The 21,407-nt window shown below is 63.2% G+C and carries 21 protein-coding genes; 10 read left to right on the top strand and 11 right to left on the bottom strand.

Going from position 1 to position 21,407, the window contains the following annotated elements; genetic code table 11:
* Positions 1-25: 25 nt before the first annotated feature.
* Entirely contained in the window at positions 26-220 is a 195-nt protein-coding gene (locus K4G53_RS11050) for a hypothetical protein (RefSeq protein ID WP_221385760.1), read from the bottom strand.
* Positions 221-311: 91 nt separating this feature from the next.
* Here K4G53_RS11050 and K4G53_RS11045 point away from each other — a divergent pair, with 91 nt between their 5' ends.
* From K4G53_RS11045 to K4G53_RS11020, 6 genes are all read left to right on the top strand, one after another.
* Positions 312-455, top strand: a complete 144-nt coding sequence (locus tag K4G53_RS11045) for a hypothetical protein (protein ID WP_221385759.1) — start codon at positions 312-314, stop codon at positions 453-455.
* A gap of 326 nt (positions 456-781) precedes the next feature.
* On the top strand, positions 782-1,624 hold the full coding sequence (locus K4G53_RS11040) for a fumarylacetoacetate hydrolase family protein (protein WP_221385758.1): 843 nt from the start codon (positions 782-784) through the stop codon (positions 1,622-1,624).
* Positions 1,625-1,626: 2 nt separating this feature from the next.
* On the top strand, positions 1,627-3,240 hold the full coding sequence (locus K4G53_RS11035) for an FAD-dependent monooxygenase (RefSeq protein WP_374226160.1): 1,614 nt from the start codon (positions 1,627-1,629) through the stop codon (positions 3,238-3,240).
* Positions 3,241-3,258: 18 nt separating this feature from the next.
* Positions 3,259-5,238, top strand: coding sequence for an NAD(P)/FAD-dependent oxidoreductase (locus K4G53_RS11030; RefSeq protein WP_221385756.1), 1,980 nt, complete (start codon positions 3,259-3,261; stop codon positions 5,236-5,238).
* 261 nt (positions 5,239-5,499) lie between these two features.
* Positions 5,500-5,703, top strand: a complete 204-nt coding sequence (locus K4G53_RS11025; protein WP_221385755.1) for a hypothetical protein — start codon at positions 5,500-5,502, stop codon at positions 5,701-5,703.
* 24 nt (positions 5,704-5,727) lie between these two features.
* Positions 5,728-5,988: a hypothetical protein gene (locus K4G53_RS11020; RefSeq protein ID WP_221385754.1), complete on the top strand. Its 261-nt coding sequence runs from the start codon at positions 5,728-5,730 to the stop codon at positions 5,986-5,988.
* 62 nt (positions 5,989-6,050) lie between these two features.
* Here K4G53_RS11020 and K4G53_RS11015 read toward each other — a convergent pair whose 3' ends face one another.
* From K4G53_RS11015 to K4G53_RS10995, 5 genes are all read right to left on the bottom strand, one after another.
* Positions 6,051-8,060, bottom strand: coding sequence for an NAD(P)/FAD-dependent oxidoreductase (locus K4G53_RS11015; RefSeq protein ID WP_221385753.1), 2,010 nt, complete (start codon positions 8,058-8,060; stop codon positions 6,051-6,053).
* 105 nt (positions 8,061-8,165) lie between these two features.
* A complete protein-coding gene (locus K4G53_RS11010; RefSeq protein WP_221385752.1) occupies positions 8,166-8,957 on the bottom strand; it encodes an IclR family transcriptional regulator in 792 nt (263 codons plus the stop codon).
* Between the two features lie 67 nt (positions 8,958-9,024).
* Positions 9,025-10,617 carry a bifunctional 3-(3-hydroxy-phenyl)propionate/3-hydroxycinnamic acid hydroxylase gene (locus K4G53_RS11005; protein ID WP_221385751.1) on the bottom strand — a complete coding sequence of 531 codons (1,593 nt, stop codon included), beginning with the start codon at positions 10,615-10,617 and terminating at the stop codon, positions 9,025-9,027.
* Positions 10,618-10,620: 3 nt separating this feature from the next.
* Positions 10,621-11,559 carry a fumarylacetoacetate hydrolase family protein gene (locus K4G53_RS11000; protein ID WP_221385750.1) on the bottom strand — a complete coding sequence of 313 codons (939 nt, stop codon included), beginning with the start codon at positions 11,557-11,559 and terminating at the stop codon, positions 10,621-10,623.
* A gap of 3 nt (positions 11,560-11,562) precedes the next feature.
* Entirely contained in the window at positions 11,563-12,450 is an 888-nt protein-coding gene (locus tag K4G53_RS10995) for a VOC family protein (RefSeq protein WP_221385749.1), read from the bottom strand.
* 273 nt (positions 12,451-12,723) lie between these two features.
* On the opposite strand from K4G53_RS10995, the gene K4G53_RS10990 reads away from it, so the two are divergent.
* Together K4G53_RS10990 and K4G53_RS10985 are read left to right on the top strand one after the other, a co-directional pair.
* Positions 12,724-14,094: an MFS transporter gene (locus K4G53_RS10990; RefSeq protein ID WP_221385748.1), complete on the top strand. Its 1,371-nt coding sequence runs from the start codon at positions 12,724-12,726 to the stop codon at positions 14,092-14,094.
* Position 14,095: 1 nt separating this feature from the next.
* Complete coding sequence (locus K4G53_RS10985) at positions 14,096-14,701, top strand: carboxymuconolactone decarboxylase family protein (protein ID WP_221385747.1); 606 nt, start codon at positions 14,096-14,098, stop codon at positions 14,699-14,701.
* A 3-nt stretch (positions 14,702-14,704) separates the two neighbouring features.
* Here the strand turns inward: K4G53_RS10985 and K4G53_RS10980 are convergent, their stop codons facing one another.
* Positions 14,705-15,733: an acetylxylan esterase gene (locus K4G53_RS10980; RefSeq protein WP_221385746.1), complete on the bottom strand. Its 1,029-nt coding sequence runs from the start codon at positions 15,731-15,733 to the stop codon at positions 14,705-14,707.
* A 159-nt stretch (positions 15,734-15,892) separates the two neighbouring features.
* Here K4G53_RS10980 and K4G53_RS10975 point away from each other — a divergent pair, with 159 nt between their 5' ends.
* A complete protein-coding gene (locus tag K4G53_RS10975; protein ID WP_221385745.1) occupies positions 15,893-16,624 on the top strand; it encodes a FadR/GntR family transcriptional regulator in 732 nt (243 codons plus the stop codon).
* 137 nt (positions 16,625-16,761) lie between these two features.
* Complete coding sequence (locus K4G53_RS10970) at positions 16,762-17,520, top strand: glucosamine-6-phosphate deaminase (RefSeq protein WP_221385744.1); 759 nt, start codon at positions 16,762-16,764, stop codon at positions 17,518-17,520.
* 45 nt (positions 17,521-17,565) lie between these two features.
* Here K4G53_RS10970 and K4G53_RS10965 read toward each other — a convergent pair whose 3' ends face one another.
* Genes K4G53_RS10965 through K4G53_RS10950 form a run of 4 tightly spaced genes read right to left on the bottom strand, consistent with a single transcriptional unit; the run spans position 17,566 to position 21,403 of the window.
* Entirely contained in the window at positions 17,566-18,819 is a 1,254-nt protein-coding gene (locus K4G53_RS10965) for an N-acetylglucosamine-6-phosphate deacetylase (protein WP_221385743.1), read from the bottom strand.
* Positions 18,819-19,502 carry an N-acetylmannosamine-6-phosphate 2-epimerase gene (locus K4G53_RS10960; RefSeq protein WP_221385742.1) on the bottom strand — a complete coding sequence of 228 codons (684 nt, stop codon included), beginning with the start codon at positions 19,500-19,502 and terminating at the stop codon, positions 18,819-18,821. Before K4G53_RS10960 ends, K4G53_RS10965 begins: the two co-directional genes overlap by 1 nt.
* The gene (locus K4G53_RS10955; RefSeq protein ID WP_221385741.1) at positions 19,493-20,479 is read right to left on the bottom strand and encodes an ROK family protein; all 987 of its coding nucleotides are present in this window, start codon (positions 20,477-20,479) and stop codon (positions 19,493-19,495) included. Before K4G53_RS10955 ends, K4G53_RS10960 begins: the two co-directional genes overlap by 10 nt.
* A gap of 6 nt (positions 20,480-20,485) precedes the next feature.
* Positions 20,486-21,403, bottom strand: a complete 918-nt coding sequence (locus K4G53_RS10950) for a dihydrodipicolinate synthase family protein (RefSeq protein WP_221385740.1) — start codon at positions 21,401-21,403, stop codon at positions 20,486-20,488.
* Between the last annotated feature and the right edge of the window lie 4 nt (positions 21,404-21,407).

The raw sequence follows: 21,407 nt of genomic DNA, 5'->3' as shown, positions 1-21,407 counted from the left end.
TGCCGGCACCTGAAAGAAAGGCTTTTTAAGGACTTCCCGGGTGGCGTTCTTCGGCTTCAAGGTTTCGGACGTCATCGGCCAGGATTTTGCATACGTCCTGCGGTGCCAACCGGACCATCATGGCATTGCCCCCATCAATGGTCGTGGTTCCCTGCACCACCACGCCTGGCAGGCGCAGTTTGTCGCGGGTCCTGGATGGCTGGGCGACAGGCTGTCGCACGGACCGCAGGCTGATCTGAGGCCCGGTGCGGCACGGCGCCGGGCATCACATCGCGGCTTATTACGTCGAGCCGAATGGCAGGGTGGTGGAGTTGTACACCGATCTGGAGCACATCCATGAGGTTGACCGTCCTCCCATCGGATGGGACCAGGGCGACCGGAGGTTCGACCGGTGGGGCGTCTGCAACGGCGAAGATTTTCGTTTCCACGGAGCCTTTCCCATCGCAGTGAAGTAGAACCGGACCGGGCTGCCCCTACTCCCTCGGCAGCCCGGCTTCGGGAGGCCGGATGGAGGCTTCGATGTGTCCCGGGACGGCTGGCCGGCTCAATGGCAAGAGTGAGGCCGTATTCCTCCACACTGCACGCAAGTGCGCCCCGACAGCGGAGTTCTTCCCGTGTCCGTAATCAGGAAGCCCGGGGGCCTGGAGCGGCACTTGGTGCAGTAAAAGTGCATACACACTTACCCTAGCTATACATTCATGGTTTAATAATGCATTATCAATCTTGATTCCAAATACAGGTACGGCCGGGAGGAATGACCCCGGTCGCAGAAAGGATAAACATGCGCTACGCGAGTTACCTCAATCAGGACGGACAGACCACGTGGGGCCTTGAAGCCGATGGAGAGCTTCTGGACCTGGGGCCCAGCGGTGCCAACCTCAGCCCGTCCCTGCAGACGGCGATCGTGGAAGGCTTGCTGTCGGCCCCCTTGGCGTCGGACAACGCGCCGTCGCAACCGGTTGAGGGGACCACATTCCTGCCGCTTCTGTCCACCCCCGGGAAGGTGATCTGCATCGGCGTCAACTACAGGAGCCACCAAGAAGAAACCGGACGCGACTCGGTCGGCAAGCCCACCGTCTTCGCACGTTTCTCAGATACCCTGGCTGCCCACGGCGCAGACCTGCCGATCCCCGCCGAAAGCTCCATGTACGACTACGAAGGCGAAGTCGCACTGGTAATCGGAGCCCACGCGGATCACGTCAAGCCGGAAGAGGCTTGGAACTACATTGCCGGCTACGCAGCGTTCAACGACTTCAGCGCCCGCGACTGGCAGCGCCACACGGGTCAGTGGACCCCTGGCAAGAACTTCCCGCTGAGCGGAGCCTTCGGCCCATACTTCATGTCCGCCGAGGAAGTCGGTGACGTCACCGAACTCGTGGTGGAAACCCGCGTCAACGGTGAGGTGAGGCAGCGTGCCGCCGTGGCCGACCTCATCTTCGACATCCCCGCCATCATGGAGTACGTCACCGCGTTCACTCCGCTGGCTCCGGGCGACGTCATTGTCACCGGTACGCCCGGCGGTGTGGGGCTGTTCATGGAGCCGCCAACATTCCTGGTCCCCGGTGACGTGGTTGAGGTCGAGGTCGGCAAGCTCGGCACCCTTCGCAACGTCCTCGTTGCTTAGGGATGCGTGGAGGTAACACCATGGAGGACTTCGAAGTTGCGGTCGTGGGGGCCGGTCCGGTGGGACTTACGGCGGCCCTGTTGCTTGCCGACGGCGGTGCACGCGTTGTGCTGCTCGAAACCGCCACGGCGCCGATGGATCTGCCGCGAGCTATCAGCATCGCTGACGAAACCTTCCGGACGATGGACCGCTTGGGCCTCGCGGACGCGCTGAAGGCGGAATCGCTGCTGGGAACCGGCAGCCGCTACTTTGGGCTGAATGACAGGCCACTTGCTTCGTCCACGCCCGTTCCCTCCCGTATCGGGCATCCTGCGAAGTCGCAGTTCGACCAGCCCGTGCTGGAAGAGCTGTTGTGGAACAAGGCCCGGAACCACCAAGGGATTGAGTTCCTCGCCGGTGCGCAGGTAACTTCCATCAACCGGAAATCCGACGGCGTGTGCCTCGGATTCGAATCCGACGCCGGCGCCGGCACCGTGACGGCCTCCTGGCTTGTTGGGGCAGATGGCGGTCGCAGCTTTGTCCGCGAGAGCCTGGGCATCGACCTGGTAGGTTCCACCCAGCAGGAACGATGGATTGTGGTGGACTTGATCAACGTCCCCGGGACACGCGAACCTTTCGCCGAGTTCCACGGCAACGGGACTCGTCCCTACGTCCTGGTTCCTGGAATCAAGGGCCGCCTGCGGCTTGAGTTCATGCTTTTCGATCACGAAGACGCGGATGAAATGACGTCCCCGGAAAAGATCCTGGAGCTGTCCAGACCCTTCCACCCGGAGCTCCGCACCGAAGACGTCCGGCGTGCTGTGGTTTATGTAGCGCACCAGCGCCTGGCACGCACATACCGTTCGGGGCGCGCTTTCCTGATCGGGGATGCGGCACACTTGATGCCTCCCTTTTCCGGACAAGGGTTGAACGCAGGCCTGCGTGATGCCCTCAACCTGAGTTGGAAGCTGCTTGAGGTGCTTCGCGGCGTTGGCACGGATCGGCTGCTGTCCACCTACGAATCTGAACGTCGCACCCACGCGGCGAAGATGGTCAGGGTTTCGCGCAGGACCGGCGCGGTGGTCATGGCAGTCGGTGCGTTCCGAACCAACCTCCGGGACATTGCCTTCCGTACGGTCAGCCTGATTCCCGCTGTCCACCGCTACCTGGGATCGATGCGGTTCATCACTCCACCGGACTACCGCAACGGCGTGGCGATCAAATCAGGTCGCGACGTTGACCGCCGAGTAGCGGCCTGGGTGGGCCGTGCCCTGAGTCAGCCTTCAGCAACCGATGAGGACGGCCTCACAGCCCCGCTGGACTCCCTTTTGGGTAGCGGCTGGGCACTCATCACCCTCGAAGCCGAAAGCACCCGAGCAGTTGTGGGAAACGAGTTCTGGTCCTTGCTCGGTGCCCGCCGGCTTCGACTGGTGGGACATCCCCCCGCATCACCCGGAAACGGCAACGAGCCACTCCTGATTGACAGCGGACGGGTCCTCGCATTACCGGGGCTGACGAAACCCCACACAGTCGTGGTTCGACCGGACCGTTACGTCGCTGCCGTGTTCACAGAGCATAGCGAGCAGGCTGTCATCAACAAACTGCGGTCGTACGTCGACCCGCTCGCGCCGCGCTGAACAACCAAGGAGGAAAGAATGCCCAGCATGCAGGGAACGAGGTCTGGAACAACGCGGTTTGACGACCTCTACTGGGAGGCAAACGCGGAGCCCATTGTCGACGACGACGGCGAACTGGAAAAGATCGTTGCGCAGGCCGAACTTCCCGTCCTGTTGGCCGCCATTGCGGCGGCACTGGGCGACACCTCGTTCCTCACGAGCGACTTGCAGCCTCCCCTGACCTTGGTGGATACCCAGCCTCATCCACATGGAGGCATGTCACCGGATCAGCAGGAACGCGCCAAGGCGCTGGCCTTGGAGGGCTTGCGCCAGCTGCGGGACAAGGCAATCACCAGCGTTGACATGCTGGAGGGCAACGCCGTGACGGACCTCCTCGGGTTCCTCACAGGTGGCCGCGAACACTGGCACCCGTCGCTGAAGCATGAGCTCGATCTCGCTCCTGACAAGGGCGGGGCCCCTGGCTGGCAGTTTGAGGAGGTGGCTGATGGTCGTGACTTTCCCGTCCTGATCATCGGCGCTGGGATTGCCGGAATTGCTGCAGCTTATCGCTATTCGCAGGCGGGCGTGCCTTTCACCGTGGTGGAAGACGCACCCGCCCTAGGCGGGACCTGGGCGAAGAACACCTACCCCGGTGTGCGCCTCGATACGCCCACGTTCGGCTATTCTTATTCCTTCGCCCAGCGAGGGGACTGGCCGCATCAGTTCGCCGAAGGCGGAGATGTCCTGGACTACGTCCGGGATGTGGCCGAGCGTGCAGGGCTGGTGGAATCCATCGAGTTAAACACCCGTCTTGTCCGCTTGGTGTGGGACGAAGAATCCCGCGCGTGGCAGGCGACCACCCGCCACGGCGGGCAGGAGCAGGTCCGGACTTTTGCCGCCGTAGTCAGCGCGCTTGGGCAACTGGACCGGCCCAACATTCCCGATTTCCCCGGCGTTGAGGTGTACCGCGGGGTGACCATGCATTCGCAGGAGTGGTCGCACGACGCCGACTACCGCGGCAAGCGCGTGGCGGTCATCGGCACCGGTGCCAGCGCGTATCAGATTGTGCCCGCGCTGGCGGACGAGGTCGACGGGCTGGTGCTGTTCCAGCGCAGCGCGCCGTGGATGCTGCCGGCTCCCAATTATCACGACACCGTCAGTGACACCTTTGACTGGTTGCGGCGCAAGGTGCCCCACTACGCCCAGTGGTACCGCCTGTGGGTGACACTTCAGGGCATCCCGGGCCGCATGCACACCGTGACGGCCGAGGATGGGTGGCAAGGGGCGCCCTTGAGTGTCTCCGCCAAGAACCAGGACGTTCGGGAGGTGCTGATCGAGCGCCTCAAGGAGCAGTTCGCAGACCGCCCTGAACTGCTGGAGAACGCTATTCCCAACTACCCGCCCGGTGCCAAGCGGATGCTGCGTGACAACGGTGTGTGGGCTGCGGCCCTTAAGTCCGAGCGCACCACGGTGATCACCGCGGGGATCGACCGGTTCACTGAAAGCGGCATTGTTGACAACGACGGCGTTGACCACGAGGTGGACATCGTGGTTTTCGCCACTGGGTTCAAACCCTCCGATTACCTCGACGAGGTGGAGGTTGTTGGCCGCGAGGGCGTGGAGATCCACGACTTCTGGAAGGGCGACGCCAGGGCCTACAACGGTGTCACTGTGCCCGGGTTCCCCAACTTCTTCCTGATCTATGGCCCCAACGTTGGAGGAGTGGTGGCGGGAAGCCTGCACTTCATGATCGAGCGGGCCGTTGAATTCTCCCTGAAGGCGGTCCACGAGGTCCTGCAGCGTGGCGCCTCCGCGATCGACGTCACGCCAGCCGCTCTGGACCGGTTTGTGGAATGGGTCGACGCCGGAAACCGCCGGATGGCTTGGGGGCAGCCTTACGTGCGCAGTTGGTATCAGAACTCGCACGGCCGGGTGTCGCAAGTATGGCCCTACACCAATGTTGAGTACTGGGAAGCGACGGAGACGGTCAAGGCCGACGATCACGAGTTCCTTGCGTAACGTCGCTGGCTTGCTTGGCACTGGCTGAGCGAACTTGTACAGCGTGAAGACGCGCTGACGGGGCGAGTCCAGGAGGCAGTCGGGTGCCCATGGATTCCCAGTACTTTTCTTCATCCCCAGAGGTTTTACGACCGTCCCGGACACGAGCCGCGCTGGCGGAAGGCCAGGGGGCCCGGTTGGCGCGAATATCACATCGACAGCGCGCCGCCCTCACCCTCGGCCGTAGAACCCCTAGTGACCCAGATAGGAGACAACCCTCCAATGCACAAAATTGCGGACATTGAAGTTCAGGAAAAAGCTGGGCTGAATGAAAAGCTCGACGCCGCAGTCGCAGCCGCTCATTCTGACCCACGGGCAAAGGGGGGAATGGGGGTTCTTATAACCCGTCATAAACTTCACCACTTCACCGTGACCCTGTCACCCGACGTCCCATTCGGCCTAACCCAAGAAAAAGATCAGGCGTGACGCGGAGTCTCGAAGGAGCAACCGATGGCTCCCGCTAAGGACAGCATCCCGACCACGGGAAACACTTCCGGATCCAAGGCTATGCATCCACTGCTGGCCTGGACCAACATCCGCACCGGAGCTGCCATTGCTCTCCGGCTACGCGGGGGCCGGAAGCTGGTGGGCGTAGTGGAAACAGGAACAGCCGACGGCCTCATCATCTGGATCAGAACCGACATGAACGAGCGCAAAATGGTTCACTTCCATGATTGCGAATCCGTACAGATCCTAGACGATGAATGGTAAAGGACGGCTCGACGCTTGGGCAGGATAACGAAGTGAACCTTCAGCTGAACCAGTCCGGCTTGTCATCCCAGGAACACGTAGTCGTCGGCCTCAATCCTGTCAGTGATCCGCCAATATTCGGTGGTTTTAAAAGGCCACACCTGGGAGACCCTGTTGAAGCGGTTCTTGTACCAGTTGGTCACATAGGGCTGCCCCCACGTCATGCGGCGGTTCTCGGCGTCCACCCACTCGATGTGCCGGTCAAGTGCTTCCTGTTTTAGGTCGAGCGCAGCCTTGTCCCGCAGGAGGAGCTGGTGGATTGCCTCGACGACGTACTCGGCGGCGCGCTCCATCATGATGTGCAGGCCGCCCGCCGCCACTCCTGTGGTGTTGGGTCCCAGCATCATGAACAGGTTGGGGAAATTGGGCACGGTGATTCCTGCAAATCCCTTTGCATCGCCCTGCCAGTAGTCGTGGATTTCAAGTCCTCCGCGTCCAACGATTTCAATGGGGTCCAGGTAGTCGGAGGGGCGGAACCCGGTCGCGTAGATCACCACGTCCACATCGATGTGTTTTCCGGCGCCGGTAACCAGTCCCGTCGGGGTGAACGATTCCAGCCCGTCGGAAATCACGGTGGTGACTGGTGCCATGAGCGCGGCCGCCCAGACGCCGTTGTCGCGGAGCATACGCTTGGCCGACGGTGGGTAGTTGGGGATTGCTTTTTCGAGGAGGTCCGGACGGCCTTCGTATTGGAGCTCCATGCGGCGGATGACCTCCTGGCGGAAGGCCTCGTTTCTGGGGCCGACGCTCAGGGGAGCCTTGTCCCAGCCCTCTGCGACAGTTGCGACGTTAATGCGTCCTTCGATGCCGAGGGCAGTGACCCAGAGACGGAACCACTTGCCGTAGTGGGGAACCTTCGAATGCAGCCAATTGGCGGTTTCCGACATCGGCTCGTGGTAGCTCTCGGCGGGCAGCATCCAGGGCGCGCTGCGCTGGAAGACGTGAAGGCTCTCGACCTGGTCAACGATTGCCGGGATGATTTGGTAGGCGCTTGCGCCAGTACCGATCACGGCCACCTTCTTGCCGAGAAGGTCCACGGAGTGGTCCCACTCCTGGGAGTGCATCTGCGCGCCCGTGAAGTGCTCCTGCCCGGGCCACGTTGGAATGTGGGGATGATCGAGCTGGCCTACGCAGGTGATGATGGCGTTGAAGCGGCGGGTTTGCCGGGTCCCGTCTGCGGATCCTGTGGTGGCTGCCCACGTTCTGGTTACCTCATCGAACTCGGCCTTCTCCAGCCACGTATGGAGTTCGAGTTCGTCGGCAAGCTCCGCGCGGGCCACCACCGTTTCCAGGTAGTCAAGGACTTCCTCGCCCTTGGCGTACTGATGAGGCCAATCGTCGCGCTGCGCGAAGGAAAAGCTGTAACCATAGGTTGGGGTGTCCAGTCGGACTCCGGGGTAGTGGTTCTTCCACCACGTTCCTCCAATCCGGTGGGAGGATTCAATCCAGGTGTAGGGGAGTCCGGCTTCCTTGAGTCTGTACGCTGCAGCGATGCCGGAGACACCCGCGCCCACAATCAGCGTCTCGAAGGTTCGTCCCTGGGAAAGCTCCTCGAAAGACCAGTTGGCCGAACCGTTCCTTTTGGGGCTGATGAGTAATTCATGCTGCATTTCTCCCGCCCAGCCAGGATCGGAGCTGGTGCGTCCGCCGGTGAACCAGTCGAGGATGTAGTCGGCCTGCTCCGCGGTAAGTTCGGCTACGGTCCGGATGTCTTCATCGCGTAGGCGCCTGAGCCCTTCGAAGGCAATCTGCCGTCCGCGGGCGATCTCGTCCTCGTTCAGGCCTCCGTGGGGCTGTGTGGTGGCGCCCATGGGTGGCAACGGTGGGGAGAGGTCCGGCTCCAGCAGGGACATATCCTTCAGCGCCGCGGCCAGCGCGACCATGAGGACCGGCAGTTCCGCACCTTCAACGAAGGTCCATAGCTCCTGGTCGGTCTCCGTCACCTGGGCGTAGGCGTCCCTGGCGTAGAGGTCTCCGAAGCGGACGGGCGAGGTCAGGTCGGCGGTGGTCGCGGGCGAGGTCAAGGCATTCATGAGTTTCCTCCTGCGCGCCTTTACGGCGCGGGTTATGACGACGTTGTCTTGGTCAGGAAATAGCGCGTTATCGGCGCGGTTACTCGGGAACTGAGAGAAGTACTGTCAGCCCCTGTGAAGGCGGAAATCGTCCGTGGCGGTCCGTACGGCTGCCACGATTTCCGTGATCCGCGGTCGCATACGCTCAGCCGGCCCGGAGACTGTCACAGCGCCCAGGACTTCCCCTTGACCGTCACGGACAACAGAACTGACGCCGATGACTCCCGGTTCGCTTTCTTCATTGTTCAGGGCCCAGCCCCGGTTGGAGATTTGGGCGAGTTCGGCAAGCAAGTGGTCGCGGTCGTGGATCGCCAGATCGGTGCCGGTGGTCCAGCTCCGTTCGCCGGAAAACATGCGATCCACTTCTTCCGGGGGAAGGGCTGCCAGAAGGCATTTCCCAGCGGAAGTTATGTGGGCCGGTAGGCGATGTCCCACCCGGGAGACGGCGCGGATGATGTGCGGGCTTTCTACGCACGCAAGGAACAACGCCTGGTCTTCCTTGAGCACCAGATAGTGGGCTGTCTCACCGGTCTGCTTCGCCAACCAGGCAAGGGTCGGCTCGATCTCGGTCCGGATGTCGCCCTTGTTGGTCAGGGCCTGCGCCAGTTGCATCAGCGCCGGACCCGCAACGAATGACTTGTCCGTCGGGTGGCGTTCCAGTAACCCGGCTTGGGCAAGGGTGGACACCATTCGATGCGCCGTTGATCGTGCCGCACCAAGTTCCTCAGCAACGTCGACGATGCGGATGCTGGCCCTTGAACGCAGCATGAGGAGGGTGCGGGCGGCGTTCTCAACCGACTCGATCGGATACCGGTAGGCCGGATCCGTCGAGGACTCCTCGGGGACGGTGACGTTCATGGCGCTCAGCCTCTTCGTATGCGGGTGGTCTGTAGCCAGCATAGACATACCGTGGACCGCGCCGGCACTACGCATGGGCAGAACCTCCCACCAGCATGGCGGCCTCTTCATCTCCGGCCAACATCCGTGCCTCCCGGGTTATGTACGCCCGAAGCTGGTCAATGGATTCCTCCAAAGCCCCTGCGCCCTTGCCGGCGTCGAACACGTAAGCATCCGGCCGGACCAGCACCCATTCGGCGTCAGCGGCACCCAACCAATCCGCGAAGCGGCTTCCTTGCTCAACAAAGCGTCTCGGGGTGGCGCCAGCCGGCCCCGCACAGATGGCGGCTACTGAGACGTCCAGCAGTTCCAGATGACTCTTGGCGGTGGCAGACAAGCTGTCCAACACCTCCGGCTGAACCGTCAGCAGCGTCAGGGAGGACCCGAGGAGATCGTCCAAAAGGACGTCCTGGGCACCTGCAATGCGCGGTTGAACGGCCAGTCGACCGCCCAGGGGACCGTCAACGAAACCGGCTCCGAGTCGGGGCTGGAACGGCGGTTTTGCCTCCGTTTGGGCCTCCAGTTTACGGTCCCGTTCGGCCGCTTTGGCCGGATCCGTCTCGCAGACCATCTGGCCCACGCGGACAGATTCGGCGATGTACTCCGTCACGTGGGGTCGTCGGCTGTCGGTATAGGCGTCCAGGAATTCGATCGGAGCGGTACCCGTTAGCACCTTGTTGAGCGTCCAGGACAGCGTCATGGCATCGCGCATTCCGCTGATCATCCCTTGGCCCATGAACGGCGGCATGAGGTGCGCAGCGTCGCCGGCCAGCAATACGCGGCCCCGGTTGAAGGTCGAGGCCACCAAGGACTGGAACGTGTACGTGGTGGACCGGAGGAGAGTGGCTGTCTCTGGAGTGATCCACCGACGCAGCTTGGACCAGACGTTCTCCGGCTTGGCTGCTTCCACGGGATCGTCGCCATCGACGATCATGAACTCCCAGCGGTAGTGGTCGCCACCCAGCCAGGCCATGTGCGAGGGCTGCGCGGGATCAAGCACCTGACCGGTGTCCGGGACCTTGGGGGCTTTGGCACCCGCTTTCATTTCCACGTCGATAACCACCCAGGTCGCCTCGAATCCGAGGTCATCCCTCGCTATCCCCGCCTGCTCACGGACCAGGCTGTTGGCACCGTCCGCCCCCACAACGAAACGCGCACGGATTGGTTCGGTCCCGCCGTCGACCTTTAACTCAATCCGGTCACCGAGGTCGGAAACGGTCCGCACGTTAGTGGCCTGGCGAACGGTCACGCCTGGCGTTGACTTGGCCGTCGCATCGAAGATGCCCTCGATGTCCGGCTGGTAGAAGTGGTACGAAGATTCCCAGCCGCTTGGAGTTTCCCAGCCACGTGGCAGGTTGGACAGGACGCTAAGGTCGGCGCGGAGCAACAGGTATTCGCGCGCAGGGACAATTGCGTCATTGATCTCCTTGGAGATCGCCATCGCCTGCAGGATCCGCATCGCCTCATGGTCCAGGTGGCAAGCGCGGGGGAGGGGATACAGGCCGGCTTGCTTGTCCAGGACCAATACCGACCATCCTTGACGTCCGAGCAGCGTGGCCAAAGTCTGGCCAACCGGGCCATAGCCGACGATCGCGACGTCATAGTTCGTGGCTGCTTCCATCTCCTACTCCAGCCCCTGGCGGCGGAAGGACGCCGGCTCCGGGGTCTTGGTCATTGTGGTGCGCTGGGTCCCGAGGCCCTCGATTTCGATCAGCACCTCGTCGCCGGCCTGCAGCCACGGAAACTCGCCTTCGCCGTGGGTGCGGCTCAGTTCAAGGATGCAGCCCGTGCCGCAGGTGCCTGAACCAAAGACGTCCCCCGGGCGGACTTCGGTGCCGCGGCTCGCGTAGGAAACCATCTCCCCGAACGAGTAGTGGACGTCAGCCCAGTTGGCCCGCGAGTATTCGACGCCGTTGACCTTAAGGGACATGGCGCGGTCAAAGCCCGTCACCGTCTTGTACGGCTCCAGTTCTTCCTTGGTGACCAGCCATGGGCCGAGCGAAGTGGCGGTATCCTTGCCCTTCACGGGGCCCATCGACAGGAGCATTTCCTCATGCTGGATGTCGCGGCCGCTCCAGTCGCACAGGATGCTGTAGCCGATGACGGCGTCTTCGCCCTCCTCGGCCGTGAGGTCCTGCCCGCCCTTGCCAAGAACAGCGGCAACCTCGAGCTCGAAGTCGAAGCGCTCCGAGCCCGGGGTCATGGGGATTTCGCCTTCGCCCTTGAAGTTGTAGGGGTTGGAGAAGTAGAACACCGGGATCTTGTACCAGAGCGGGTTCATCTCGAGGCCGCGCGATTCCCGGCCGGCCTTGACGTGCTGTTCGAAGGCATAGAAGTCGCGGAACGTGGGCGGCGTGGCAATCGGTGAGAGGTTACGGACCGTTGAAGGATCGACGACGGCGCCGTCACGGGTCGCTTGTTCGCCCGCCTCCCGCAGGGCTTCTTCGCCCTGCTGGATCAGGCCGAGCAGGTCATGGTGGCCCTCGATGACCCGGTAAGTGCCGTCGACAACGACGCCGACGCGGGGCAGTTCGCCTTCGCTGGTGAATCGAACGAACTTCATGGCTTAGCGTCCTCCCACAAGCAGGGTGTTCTGGCGGTACTTGGACGGGGTGGGGGCCAATCCCAGGGCGCGGAAGCCTTCGGGGAGGTAGTCGTTCCACTGGTTCCACCAGACTTCGCCGTCTTCCCACACCACTGGTTCGCGGTTGTCGTCATAAATCTGTTCGATGTCGGTGTAGAGCTCCACCACATTGCCGGAGTGCTCTTTGTAGTAGCAGGCGATGTTGTTGCCGGCGCCGTGCCGGACGGGACCCCACAGCAGTTCCCGGCCCAGGGCATGGAGCCGGTCTCCGGCTTTAGTAAGGTCGCTGACGCCCTGGACCTCCCAGGCGTGGTGGTGGAAGGTGCCGCGTCCCTGCAGGACGGCGATGCCGTGGTGTTCGGTGTTGCAGCGAAGGAAGTAGCCCCTTGAACCGCCGGTGCCAATCACATCTGAAACCCGGAAGTCCAGGACCTTGGTCAGGAATTGCACCATCCCGTAATGGTCCTGCGGATGGAAGTTGAAGTGGCCGTAACGGTTGGGGCCGAAACCCTTGGGGGCGATGCCGGCCTTTTGCAGGCCCAGGGAAATTTCGAAGGCGAAGCCTTCCGGGCCGATGAACGTGAAGCCGTCCTCTACGCCTTCTCCGGTGGGCTTCTCGGAGACGACCAGCAAGCCCTCGTCCTCTACCCGCCGTCGTATTTCCCTGAGCGCGTCACCGTTCGCGGCGATGAGTCCCAAGGCCTCCAGGCCGTCGACGTCGGACTCGACGTACGTCAGTTCGTGGTGCACGTCTGCGGCGGCCAAGTATGAGACGCCATCGGCTCGCTTGGTTTCGCGCAGTCCAAGAATCTGCGTGGCATCAAAGACGGACTGTTCAAGGTTGGAGGTCCGGATTGATACCGGTCCCATTTCGGAAATTGCGCCCCAGGACATTGGTACTCCACTTCTGGATGAGTTTGCATGTTCTGCTAAGTAGAACGTGTTCTGCTTTGCGGATGTTATGAGGACGCTAGCAGCTTTGGCTCAGCCCCCGCAACCCCCTTTTTCAGCTTAAACTTGGGGCTTGTGCTGCAACTCTCACCTCCAGTAGCGTGTGGTCATTCCCGCATAGCAGAACATGTTCTGGTATGCGAAACTGCAAATTTCCCCTCTACAAAGGTGTGACTTGGGAAAGGACATGACATGACAGAACGGACATTTACGCGGAGCCCGGAGTTGCGCAGCAGCTCCCGGGAACGCCGACGCGTGGTCTTTGCGACCGTCGCCGGCACCACCATCGAGTGGTACGACTTCTTCCTTTACGCCACCGCCGCGGGCCTGATCTTCACCAAGGTCTACTTCGAGCCCGCGGGATCAGCCGCCGCACCGCTTCTGGCATTCCTGACGGTTGGCATCAGCTTCCTATTCCGTCCGCTCGGTGCGTTCCTGGCCGGGCATTTCGGTGACCGATACGGCCGCCGCGTTGTTCTGATGGCCACCCTGGTGTTGATGGGTGCTTCGACCGCACTGATCGGCCTGTTGCCGACCTACGATTCCATCGGACTGGTGGCTCCGATCCTTCTGGTCGTGCTGAGGATCCTGCAGGGTATCTCGGCTGGAGGCGAGTGGGGAGGCGCCGCGCTCCTGGCCGTTGAACACGCCCCCACCCGCCGACGCGGAATCTTCGGAGCATCACCGCAAATCGGCACTCCACTGGGTCTGCTTCTCGCGTCGGGCATGTTGGCCACGATGACCATGATGGCACCTGGTGACGCCTTCCTTGAGTGGGGATGGCGCGTGCCGTTCATCCTTTCCGTAGCGCTGATCGTCATCGGCTACTACATTCGGCGGCGGGTGGACGAGAGCCCGGTGTTCAGTGAACTGGCCGAACGCAAGAAGGAAGCCCGCGCGCCGATCGTCGAGCTTTTCCGGAAGCACTGGCGCCTCGTGCTGCTGGCGGCTTTGATTCCTTCCGCAAGCCAGGCTGCCGGGTACATGACTACCGGCGGCTACATCCAGCGCTACGCCACCGATCCCGCGGGCCCTGTTGGTTTGAACGCCGGGGAAGTCCTCTGGGTGGTCACTGCCTCGGCCGTTTCCTGGCTGATATTCACCCTTGTTGGCGGATGGCTCTCTGACAAGTTCGGACGCCAAAAGACGATGCTCCTCGGATGGTTGCTGCTCTCCGCGGCGCTGCTTGGGCTCTTCCCGCTGGTGAACACCGCGTCGATCGCCGGCCTGTTCGCCGGACTGACCCTGGTCACCGTTGGCCTTGGAATGGTCATTGGCCCGTTGTCGGCGCACTACACAGAGATATTCCCTGCGACAGTGCGCTTCTCCGGGGTTTCGATTGCCTACGCACTGGGCGCAATCGTTGGTGGTGCTTTCGCTCCGACTATTGCCCAGGCCTTGGTTCAAGCCACTGGCTCCACCGGCGCCGTGACTGTCTACCTGGAAGTGATGGTGGTGGTGTCCATCGTCGCCACCCTCCTGGTCCGCGACCGCACGGGCGTGCCGCTGGGCGCAGAAGCGGCGGAACGGGTTGAAAGCCCCATCCACGGAGTCAACGCTTGACATGCTGCGGCGCACGGACAGCCCGCGGCCGGATCAGATGGAGCCGGACCAGAAGAAACTGTACGAAGCTATCACGCAAGGCGCCCGGGCCCAAGGCCCGCAGCACTTTGCCCTGACGGATCAGCAAGGCCGTCTCAACGGGCCGTTCGGCGACTTCCTGTTGTCGCCGTCGGTCGGGATGGCGCTCCAAGGGCTTGGTTCCGCGCTGCGCTACGAAACCAAATTGACCGGGCGGGCGCGTGAACTCGCCATTCTCCTCGTCGCGGCCCGCCATCACTCAACCTTCGAGCGGGAGTCGCATGAGGCCATAGCGCGGGCCCTCGGGTTCACCCGGGATGAGTTGGAAGCCATACGGCGGGAAGATGTGACCTCTTTCGAGGGCGTTGAGTCCCTGGTCGGCCGGACGGTCCTGGCGCTGCTCGACGGAGACCTCGGTGATTGGGCTTGGAGCGAGGCGCAGGATGTCCTCGGCCAGCGCACGGTCTTCGAACTGGTGACTTTGGTGGGTTACTACTCAACCCTGGCATTGCAGCTCCGCGTGTTCCGGGTGGATCCCCATGGGCCTGCCGGAACGCCATCGAGGGGGCTGACGCCGGCCACTGACTGAGCATCACCGGCTGCCCTTGAGCGTTTCGTTCAGGTATCGAAGCTGACGGACCCAGTGGTGCTCTTGACCACCCTCATGGTTGCTAAAGGGATAAACGTCAATGGATTTGGCTGACCCTTTTTCTAACTTCGAGACGCTTCTGGCTCCGTAGCTGTTGTACGAGGCGAAGACTGTCGATGGCGGGCAGACATCGTCAAGCAGGGCTACCGAGTACAAGGCGGGTGCGATAGCCCTGCTGGCGAGGTGGACTCCGTCGAAGTAGTTGAGGACCGCGAACGTTTGTTCGTGGCGGTCGCGGTGGCGGGCCAGGAAGGCGGTGATTTCCGGGTAGGGACCCCGTTGTGCGAGGTTGATCGCGCGGGGGAAGTCTTGGAGGAAGGGCACATCTGCGAGCACCGCCCGAATCCCATCGAGCCTGCCGGCTGCAAGCCCGGCGGCCGCGAGGGCGAGCCCGCCGCCTTGGCTTATCCCTGTCAGGATGATGTTGCTTGGATCCACCTCCGGGAGGTTTTGAACTGTCTCTATCGCCCGGAACGCATCCACATACAGCCTGCGGTAGTAGTAGTCCTCCTTTGAGCCGAGCCCCCGCGTCATGAGGCCGGGGTAGGCAACTCCTCCGGCCGAGGGGTGGGGGTCCGGGGTGTCGCCGGTGATCCCGCCGTAGCCCTGGCCACGTGTGTCCATGATGAAGTGCGCATATCCTGCCTGCGCCCACTTTGTGTCCTGTTGCACCAGGCCTCTGCCACCGGAGTATCCGATGTACTGGACCACTGCGGGCAGCTGCCGGTCACGCGCCCGGCGAGCTGGCAGGTGCAACCAACCATTGATCCGTGCCCCTCCATAACCCGAGAAGGAAACGTTGTAGCTGTCGATGACTGGCAGCAGATTATCAACGGGTGTTACGAGCGGTGCCAGTGGGAGTGTCCTGGCCTCAGCGAGGGTGTCCTTCCAGAACCGGTCGAAGTCCTCCGGCTCAGTTGCTGCTGACTTATAACTGCGCAATTGCTCAAGCGGTATATCGGCGGTCGGCATACGGGATCTCCACTATCTGGGCTTGTCTCTCCACCTCTGGAAGCGGCGGATTGTAGGATCTGGAAATGATTCACTAGAAATAGGACAGAGGACGTCCCATCTCCTGTATCATCAGTGTAAACGAATGGTCGCCGCCGGAGTGTGACCGAAGGAGATGACGTGACAGCAACACCCGCCTCGGTATCGTCTGCAAGGTTCAGCGCGCAGATCCGCTCCCAGGCTTTGCAGACAAGGATCATGGATCTGATCCTGGAGAGGGGCCTTGACGTTGGCGATGCGCTTCCGACCGAGAGCGAGCTGTCCGCTGAACTGGGTGTAGGCCGAAATACGGTCCGCGAGTCATTAAAGGTCCTGCAGGCCTTGGGCGTCATTGAGATCCGTCATGGTTTCGGCATGTTTGTTGCGCCGAATAACTTCAGCGCCTTGGTGTCGGGACTGACATTCCGCGGCCGCCTCTCACTCCGCCATAAGGGCGAGGAGGCGCGGGAGCTGATTGATGTGCGTCAGGCCCTGGAATCGGGCCTGATCGGATCGGCCATTGATCTTCTGACGGACGAACACCTTGCTGATCTTCGCGCCACCATGGAAGCAATGGAGGCCGCGGCGGGGCAGAGTGAACCCCTTGCCCAGCATGATGCGGAGTTTCACCGCCGTCTTTACGCACCCCTGAACAACGACCTGCTGATCAACCTGATGGACGTGTTTTGGCAGGTGTACCGCCAAATCCATGAGGCGCTGGGTTCAGGCCCGGTCAACCTTAAGGAACAAGTTCAGATTCATTGGGACATTTACGACGCCGTCGCCAAAAGGGATAAGGCTTTGGCTTCGGAACGCCTCCAGCGCCACTTCGACGGGATCCGCCGGAAGCTCAAAGAAGTCGCGTCCTCCTAGCCTCACGGCACCGGGGTGGAAGAAAAACGCCCTGCCGTCCCGAATCGGCGTGTTGATTGTTCCGCGCCTTTTTCGTTTCCAGCATCTGCCGCAGAACGGCCCGATGCCGCCACCTTAGTAGAGAGCGCCCTTTTGCAATGGAAATTTATGTCGTTCCTGATGCCCCCGCGACAGGAGTCGTTGCCGCCGGTATCCTCGCTGCCGTCGTGCGCAGCAAACCGAATGCAATCCTGGGTGTCGCAACCGGCAGCTCACCTATTCCGGTCTATGAGGCGTTGGCCGCCCATGACCTGGACATGTCACAGCTACGGACGTTCGCCTTGGATGAATACGTCGGCCTCCCGGCGGGGCATCCGCAAAGCTACGCGGAAGTAGTCCGGCGTGAAGTGACCGAACGCCTGGGCTTGGACCCGGCACGTGTTGCCGTCCCTGATGGCGGTGCCGGCGATCCGCATGAGGCGGCAGTCAATTACGATTCAGCGATCCGGGAGGCGGGGGGCATTGACGTGCAGCTGCTGGGGATAGGTCATAACGGCCACATCGCGTTCAATGAGCCGGGCTCGGAGCTGGATTCGCGAACGCGGGTGGAGGTCCTGGCGGACCGAACCCGGCAGGCCAACGCTCGTTACTTTCGTTCCCTTGATGACGTCCCGACCAGGTGCATCACCCAAGGGCTGGGAACGATCCTGGAAGCCCGGCAGCTGTTGATGGTGGTCCGTGGGGCCGACAAGGCCGAGGTTCTGGCCGCGGCGCTGTCTGGTCCGGTTTCGCCCGAGTGCCCCGGGTCCGTGCTGCAGCTGCACCCGCACGTGACCGTGGTGGCGGACCAAGCTGCAGCAACTCACTTGGATGCGTTTAGGCAGGTGACCCTGCAGGTCGCCACTCCCAGCGCCTGACTAAGAGGAAAGACCCCCAGCAGCAAGCTGCAGGGGGTCTCGCTCTTAATGGCGAAATGACAGATCGTCAGCCATGCCGAGGACTGTCCGCGAAAGCGGACGGCCACGGCGGAACACTTTGATGGGGCGGAAGTCATGGTCCACGACGACGATGTCGGCCTGCAGCCCGGAACGGAGGCTTCCGACGTCGTCGTTGAGGCCAAGGATCATGGCGGGGACAGCCGTGGCCGACAGCACGGCCGCCGCGGGGTCCGCACCGGACGTAATCGTCCTCCGTACAACGTCAAGCAGCGTAGCTGTACCGCCAGCGAGTGAACCGTTACTGCGAAGCCGGGCCTCACCACTGGTGACGACGACCTGCGCGGGCCCGAGGTCGTAGTCGCCATCGGGCAGGCCGGTGGCAGCCATCGAATCGGTCACCAGAAGGATGTTCGCGCTGCCCACCGATGCGAAGACCATCCGGACGGTTTCCGGGTCCAGATGTACGCCATCGGCCACCAGTTCCACCGCCACCGTGCCCGCTGCTGCCAGGCGCAGACACGCGGCAACGGGCCCGGGCTGGCGGTGGTGCAGCGGCGGCATCCCATTGAACAAGTGGGTGACGGTGGGCCGGGCGCCGGCTCCACGCGGGGATGAGCCGAGCAGGTCGGCTGCTTGTGACAGTGACTCCGCTGTTATTTGGGCACTCGCGTCGGTGTGGCCAAGGGATGGGGTGACGCCGAGTTCCGCCATTGTTTGCACCAGGGCTTGGGCGCCTGGAAGTTCGGGTGCGTAGGTCATGGTCCTCAGGTGGCCCCCGGACCTGGCGGTAAGGTCACGGAGCAGCGGGAGGTCCGGTTCGAGGAGGAACCTCGGGTCTTGGGCGCCGCAGCGGGCGTGGGACAGGAAGGGGCCCTCGGCATGGATGCCTGCGATGAGTCCCTCATCTGCGAGGACTCGTAGGGCTGCCGCGGCCCCAAGCAGGTCCTCGCGTGACCCTGTGACCAGACTGGCCAGAAGGGTGGTGGTGCCGCTTGCGTGCAGGAAGTCCACAGCAGAACGGGCCAATGCCGGATCGCCGCCGGGGAAGTCACCTCCTGCCGCGCCGTGGCAGTGCAGATCGACCATGCCGGGAAGGAGCATGCTGCCGGGCGGCAGCAGCACCTCCTCCAACTTCGAAAGCGTGTCGGGATCGAAGCCGGTTCGCGGCCCGGCGTAGGTGATGCGTTCCCCGGAAACGGCGACCACCCCATCCTCAAGAACGAGCCCGTCGCTGATTATGGTGCCGGAAAGCAGGTATGGGGACTGTGCCTGGGTCATCACTTTAGGGCGTCCGTGAACCAGCCGGTGATGGTGGCGGGGTGGGTGATGGCCGTTCCCACCACTACTGCATAGGCGCCGGCGTCCAGTGCCTGGCGGGCTTGGGCAGGGGTGCGCAGCCGTCCTTCGGCGATGAGCGGAACACCGAAGCCTGCTGCGGCTATCTGCTCGAGAAGTTCCAGGTCCGGGCCATGGGTCTTGGGCCGTTCGCCGGTGTAGCCGGCCAACGTGGTTCCGATCAGGTCTGCGCCGGCTGCGGCTGCGGCAGCGGCGTCTTCAAGTGAGCCGCAGTCAGCCATGACCAGTGCGTGGGCATTAGCGTGGATTCCCTTTACGGTCTCGGCGAGGGTGAGCCCATCAGGGCGGGCCCGCCGGGTCCCGTCGATTGCCACGATGTGCGCGCCGGCATTGGCTACAGCCAGTGCGTGCCGGAGGGTGGGAGTGATGAAGACGCCCTCGTGTCCGTCTTTCCACAGGCCGATGACCGGGACCTCCACCGCGGAACGCGTGTGCTGGATGTCCGCCAGACCCTGGACCCGGACGGCCACGGCGCCCCCGAGGACCGCGGATGCCGCGACCTGGGCAGTGGTGCGGGGATCGCGCATCGGCTCGCCCGGGTACGCCTGGCAGGACACGATGAGCCGGCCCCGAAGGGATTCGAGGGCTTCGGAGGTCAGGAGCATGGCCAAATCCTTTGGGACGTTTGGGCGGATTCGTGAACGGCGGATTCAAAGGCGAACCGGGCGGCGCCGGTAATGGCGGCGGCATTGCCCAAGGCAGCGGGCCGAACCGGAAGACCGTCCAGGGCCGGAAGGAGTTCGGCGCGCAGTGCTGCCTCCATGGGCCTCCACCAGCGGTCCCCGGCGTCGGCCAGCCCGCCGGACACCAGCACCACCTCGGGGTCCAGGATGTTGGCGAGGCCCCCGACAGCCTGACCGGCAGCGGCAGCGGCAATACGTACGGCTTCGGCGGCGGTGGCATCGCCGGCTTCGGCCAAAGCAAAGACAGCCCGGGTGTCAGGCACGGAAGACTGTCCGGTCCGGCGGACGTAGGACTCCAGGATGGCAGGACCGGACGCGACGGCCTCCACGTGCCCGGAGCGGCCGCAGACACAAGGGAGGGGTGTGCCGCCGTCGTAGGCGTACGGGGAGGCGAAATGCCCAACGTGCCCACCGGCATGGCGGTGTCCCAGTACGGGTCTGCCGTTTACCACGAAACTGCCCCCAACGCCGGTTCCGAACGCCACCAACAGCGAGCTTGAGCTCGCCTCTGCGGCTCCGATCCATGCCTCGCCGAGCGAATGGGCATGGACATCGTTGACCGCCCGGACGGACGACGGCGGAAGGTCCAGCCGCGCGGCCAAGCCTGCAGTGAGTGCAGTGCCGGCCCAGCCGCGGATGGCATCAGTTGCGGAAACCACCACGCCGCGGGCGGCATCGATGACCCCGGCTGAGCCGACGCCTACCCCGGCAAGGTCCAGGCCCTCTGCATGTGCCCGGGACATAAGGGAAGAGACCAGTGCGGCCGTGGCATCGAGGATGGCCTCGCCGCCGTCGCGGTTCAGCGTGGGGATGGTCTCCGAGAAGAGCACCTGACCGTCCGCGGAAACAACCCCGGCAGCCGTCTTGGTTCCGCCGAGATCAACACCAACGGCATACACGCGGGCCTAGACCAGCCCATTGCGTTCGAGGATGACCTTGATGGCGGTCGTTTCCTCCTCGTTCAGCGCCGGCATGGGGAGACTCATGGTGTTGGATTCGATGATGCCCATGATTTGCAGCGCGGTCTTGAACGCACCCAACCCGGCCGCCCCCCCGGAAACCCGTCCGTTGGGGGTGTAGACGATCTCGAAGAGGTCGGCCAGGCGGTCTTGCTCGGCGGCGGCCTTCGCCCAGTCACCGGCGGCGGCAGCATCCACCAGGTTGCGGTAGCCGCGCGGGTCCACGTTGCCCAGCCCCGGGACCACGCCCTGCGCGCCGCCGAGCAGCGCGCCGTCCACCACCACTTCGTGGCCGGTGAAGATATCGAAGTCCTCGATGTCCTTGGCGGCGAGCAACAGCTGGCGGAAGGAGACGTCGTCGCCGGAGGAGTCCTTGACACCGGCAATCACGCCATCGCGGCCCAGGCGGACCAGCAGGTCGGTGGGGAGCTTGTAGTGGGTGCGGACGGGAACATCGTAGGCGAAGACCGGCACATCAACCGCTGCGTGGATGTTGCGGAAGTGGGTCTCGGTTTCCGCTGTGTTGCCGATCGCGTAGTACATGGAGGTCACCACGATGGCGTCTGCGCCCTGGTCGATGACCTTCCTTGCCTCGTTGATGACGCGGTTGGTGGTCTGCTCGTTGGCGCCAACGATCAAAGGCACTGCCCCTGCGTTGGCGTCAGCGATGGTGCTGACCACCTGGGCACGTTCGGCATCGGTCATGTACGGCACTTCGCCGGAGGAACCCAGGACGAAAAGACCGGACACACCGCCGTCGAGCAGGTGCTTGGTCAGGTTCCGCAGCGAGGCAGTGTCAATGCTGCCGTCTGCGTGGCGGGGTGTGACAACGGGCGGGATGACGCCCGAGAACTGGGAAGACACGGAA

Source organism: Arthrobacter sp. MAHUQ-56, assembly GCF_019710585.1.
Classification (GTDB): domain Bacteria; phylum Actinomycetota; class Actinomycetes; order Actinomycetales; family Micrococcaceae; genus Arthrobacter.
Note: the sequence above shows the minus strand (reverse complement) of the source record. Positions and strands in the feature narration are given on the sequence as shown.